Here is a 4556-nt window from a genome sequence, read left to right as displayed (position 1 = left end):
GGACCAAAGAAGTGCTGTAAATACAAAGAATAATAGTTTATATCAAGCTTATCCAGGTTACGGAAGTAGGGGTACAAGTGTTGGATATTTTAGAAAAAATGTAGAGCACAAAGAAAAGAATATGGATAATTATGTCTATGAGCATAACAGTATACCAGGACAACCAACTAGTAAAGACTTCACCAAAAAGTATTTAAAAATAGAGCCAACAACAAAAAATACAACAAAAGTTCAAAAGACAGCTAATGTAGGTGATTTTAGACAGAATGTGGACAATAAACCAAATAAAGAAAAAGCATATGGTTATGAGCATATAAGTATACCAGGACAACCAACAAGTAAAGACTTTACCAAAAAGTATTTGAAAGTAGAGCCGACAACAAAAAATACAACAAAAGTTCAAAAGACAGCTAATGTAGGTGATTTTAGACAGAACGTGGACAGTAAATCAAATAAAGAAAAAGCATATGGCTATGAGCATATAAGTATACCAGGACAACCAACAAGTAGGAATTTTACACAAGAGCATTTAAAAGCTAAATCGAAATCAAAAAATACAAAGTTGCAAAATCCAGTTAACACAAGTGATATTATGAACTATTATTATGTTCCAAATGGTAAGTTTAATAAAGATGAATTTAATCAAAAGATGAATGAGTATAATAAGAACTTGTCAATTAAAAAGAAAGATGATGTAGGAACGTTTAGACAAGATATAGATAGTAGTAGTGATAAGCGTGTAAATTATGTAAATGAATACCCTGTTTACGGAAGTAAGATGTCTATAAATGATGTAAATGCATTAAATAAAAAATATGATGGTTTTGTAAAGGTTACAGAAGATGAAGCAAATCAATTTAAAAAAGTAAGAGCTCAAAGTTATAAATCAAAAAGTTTTTTTGATAAACTTAAAAGATTTAAATATGAAGTTTCTCATAACGGCACACCTTGGGATGTTGCTTTTAATGATGTATTTAACAATAAAGATATGAATGATAATAAAAATGATGTTGATTCTGCTTCTGATGATGAAAAAATAAAGCAAGTCAATGATATGATCAAAATGTATGGAGGTACTAACCTTGAGGATAATGTAAGGAAGAACGGAGGGGAAAATTTAGATTTTGAAAATGCATTGGCTATAAGCACAAATCCTGCTTTTAAAAATCAAGATTTGACAAAGATTGAAAATATGGATGAAAAAGAGAGAAAACTGACATTTGTTATTGCAAGAGAGCTTGGGCAAGAAGAAGCTGATAAGTTTATGGATAATTTGTCTCCAAAAATATTAAAGAGAGAATCAGATTTAATTAAAGATTTATCAAGTGATAGTCTTGGAACTTTATATGGGTTGGCTACACTAAGTGATAAAAATGATCGTATAGATGGTCTAATACAACTTTCAAGTCTTCTACATAGAGATACAAGTTATAAGGAAGAAACGCCTTTACATTATGCAATAACAGATATCGCAGAAAATGGTACACCTAAGCAACAAAATACTATAACAGCAGCAAATATACAAAATGACTTAATAGCGTTGGCACTCTTAAAAGGTGATAAATTTTATATTGATATTGCTAATGATTTGGGAAATGGATATAAACAACAGATGTATAATGACGAACATAGTGGAAAATAAAAAGCTGTTTGGAAAGGAGGTTTAAATGGGATATATGAAGCAGGAAGTAATGCTATTTTAGGAAAAGTAATTGGAAACGGACTTGATAAAGCAGGTGAATTTGCAGAAAAATATGGAATAAATATTCCAGAAAACAGATATATAGATGAGATAATTGAAAATTTAGGTACAGATTATATTAAAAATAATCTAGAAAACTTGTATAAAAAACCTAAAAAATGATAAAATGAAATTAAATTATAATAAAGGGGAAAAGAAATGGAAAAAGAAAAAAGAAAACTTACAAAAAAGCAAAAACAGATAATATTTTTGCTTATCGTTATTGTAGCGATAGCATATTATATTGATAATGGTTTCCATTTTTACGGTTTGGGGTTGAGGGGATGTAGAAAAGATTGTTTATCATATACGGAAGATTTGGAAAACTATGAAGATTATCCTCAGTTTAACTATGAAAGAGAAATAATAGACAGGATGTTAAATAAAGACAATTCCGTAAAAAAGGCAATGAACAAAGCAGATGTTGAAATAGAAAAAGTAACAAATTATACAGATGATTACAGAGTAAAACTAACAGTTACTCAGTGTAACTATGGATTAATATATAAAAATGCTTTAGAAAAAGCAAATGAAGAAATAGAGAAAAATAAAGTAACCAACAAAAAAGAGAAAAATGATATATTAAATAAATATTTAGTAGAAGAATATGAAAAAAACAAAGACAAAAAAGTAACAAAAACTTTTATAAAGGAATATAATGTACATTTGAGTGAAAGCCGAAATTATACAAGAGCAAGCTCTTATATAATAAATTTTATCATTGGTAGAAATTATTATTTACTTCCTTTAGAAAATGAAAACAATAATTACATAATCTATTCTTCATTCCTTGGCGGGTTAAGAGAAGCAATGGTAGAAAATCCATGCGATTATCTTATATTAAAAAGAGAATATAAGTTCCAGGAAGATATGGAAAAGATATTTGACGGCTACATAGACGAAATAAAAGAAAGTGACAGAGAAGATTTAGTTCAGTGCAAAGATATAATAAATACTATTAATTACAAAGGTCAGAATTTTAACAGTGACAGTATATATGAAATAATTCATCCAAAATTTGAAATAACCGATGATGAAAAGGGTGAAATGTATGTAGATTTTAACAGTAATATATACAGCAAAGACTATAATGAATTTTATGAAGATATGATTGAAAATGAAAAGTCATGTAATGAAGTTGGTATTGATACATATGGTAAACTTGAAGAAAAATATAGTTTGGAAGAATGTAGACAATCATATTTTTATTATAAACTTAAAGAATATGGAAAAGGTGAGCTCAACAGAGATTATTCAAACTTTAAGATAAATTATGAATGGTCAAATGAAGAATATCAAGAAGATATGAATATGACTTTGACATTTAAAGAAGAGGTAGATAAAAACGGAGAAAGTCACTTTACTGTTATGTTAACCGATAACCAAAAGGATTTGGTTTATGATAATATAACAGGAAACCTTCTTACTCAGATAAAAAAGTCATCTTATAATTATTATGATAAAGAAAAATATAAAATGTATGCACAGTTTGACAAGCAATTAAACCAATATGTAAATGACTTAAAAAAAGAAAATGTGCATGAAGAAAGTAAAGACATAATAATACATATGCTGGAGGTTGAAGATTTTAATGAAATAGATGACTTGATACTTCCTTCATATATAGTGAATGAAAAAGAACACAAAGTTGTTGTCGATTTTCACCCTTACGTGTATTCTATAGAGTACTATAATGTTTTAAGTATGATGGAAGGAGATGAGTATAACTATGGTGTTGATATGATGACAGAAGATATAACGGGAAAAACACCAAGAGAATATGCTTATGATAAGTTTGAAACTATGGTAACTGATATTTTGAGAGACGATGGAGATAATGTTATGACATTTGATTATATCGAAAAAACGGATGAAAAAGGCAATGTTTATTATGAACTTGTTACAAATGATGAAGACAGGGAAAAAATCTATAAAGAAATAATTGACAATTTGGATAGCACAATTAAAGATAAGCCTTGTAAATATTTGGAATAAGAATAAAAAAGACACCGATGGGTGTCTTTTTTGTATTAAAAAAAGGAAACCTATATTATGATTATGTGTATAAATTTTGTGATATAATTATAATAAATTTAGTGATAAAATTGAGGAACATTATTATGTCTAAAAAAGAGAAGAAGAGTATTTTTTTACAACTAGCTGCATTTACACCACTTTTATTAATCTTTGCATTAGTTTTTTTTGTTGATATTTATGATGATTCAGTACCAGGAGATTTAAGTAATAAATGTTATGAATATTTAACGGCAGAGGACGGAAGCGGAGAAGATTATAAAAGTATATTGCAGATGATGTATCCAAAACCAACATATGGAATAAAATATGTAAATAAGAAAGTCGATTATGATATAGTTGAAAAGACAAAAGCAAAAGAAAAAAAGAAGATTGAAGATTTATATTTAGGTACAAAAGAGATTGAAAAAGAATATGACAAAGTAAAAATAAAAGTGACTTCATATAATTATGCTCTTGCCTATAAAAATGCAGTAAAAGCAACAAATAAATATATAGAAGAGAATAAAAACGCAAGTAAAAAAGAAATTGAAAAATACTTTGCAACCCGCCTTGAATATGAGGGAGGGAAAATAATAGACAATAAAGAAAAAACCGTTATGTACGTTTATAAGAAAGAAGATTCTGTTATTTATAAAGGGCACAGAGGTGGAGATGTTGTTCATGAAATAGTTGAACTTCCGGGGCAAAAAGATAACTTAGATTTTTTAAACGCAATGCTTGGAGGACTTGTTGAAGAAATGGACAGGACGAAGCTGCCTGAGGGGGTTGATCTTGAAGA

The 4556-nt window shown here is 28.2% G+C and carries 3 protein-coding genes; all 3 read left to right on the top strand.

What is annotated here, in order from left to right:
* Positions 1–1642 (top strand): hypothetical protein (locus FGQ49_RS10340; protein WP_171020601.1); only part of this gene is annotated, 1642 nt, incomplete at its 5' end.
* Between the two features lie 258 nt (positions 1643–1900).
* Positions 1901–3736: a hypothetical protein gene (locus tag FGQ49_RS05410; RefSeq protein ID WP_138268853.1), complete on the top strand. Its 1836-nt coding sequence runs from the start codon at positions 1901–1903 to the stop codon at positions 3734–3736.
* 125 nt (positions 3737–3861) lie between these two features.
* Positions 3862–4556 (top strand): hypothetical protein (locus FGQ49_RS05405; protein WP_171020600.1); only part of this gene is annotated, 695 nt, incomplete at its 3' end.

This window comes from Anaerofustis stercorihominis (assembly GCF_005844425.1).
Lineage (GTDB): Bacteria > Bacillota > Clostridia > Eubacteriales > Anaerofustaceae > Anaerofustis > Anaerofustis butyriciformans.
The sequence above is the reverse complement of the archived record's forward strand: the minus strand, read 5'-3'. Positions and strand labels throughout refer to the sequence as shown.